The organism is Natrinema soli (assembly GCF_028618695.1).
Window position 1 is genome coordinate 1 of the sequence record NZ_JAQIVI010000684.1, and the last position, 546, is coordinate 546.

Genomic DNA, 546 nt, shown 5'->3' on the forward strand with positions numbered 1-546 from the left:
GGCGGCCAGGCCGTCGCGGCCTACGCGGGCCGTGCGGGGCTCGACTCGCACGCGTATCTCCCATCCCGCTCGGGCTTCACGAACAAGGCGATGGTCAACGTCCACGGCGGCGACATGAACGTCGTCGGCGGCCGGTTCGGCGACGCCGCCGGCGCGTTCGAAGAGGCGCTCGCCGAACACGACGACTGGTACTCCCTCCGATCGTTCGACACGCCCTACCGCCACGAGGGCGCGAAGACGCTGTTCTACGAGATCGCAGAGCAACTCGAGTGGAACGTTCCCGACGCGATCTGTTACCCGACGGGAGCCGGTACCGGGCTCGTCGGACTCGCCAAGGCCACCCGAGAGTTCCGGAAACTGGGCCTGACGGACGATCTGCCCGCTCTCTACGCCGCCCAGGCGTCGGGCTGTGCGCCGATCGCCGAGGCCTTCGACGACGACCGCGACGAGCACGACCCGGTCGAGCACCCCGACACGATCTGCGGCGAACTCGAGATTCCCGATCCCGCGGCGAGTCCGCGAGTCCTCGAGGCGCTCCGCGAGAGC

1 protein-coding gene is annotated in these 546 nt (G+C 69.6%); it reads left to right on the top strand.

The annotated features are described in order from the left end of the window. Positions 1-546: pyridoxal-phosphate dependent enzyme (locus PGX04_RS29990; RefSeq protein ID WP_273741832.1), on the top strand; the 546-nt coding region annotated here is incomplete at both ends.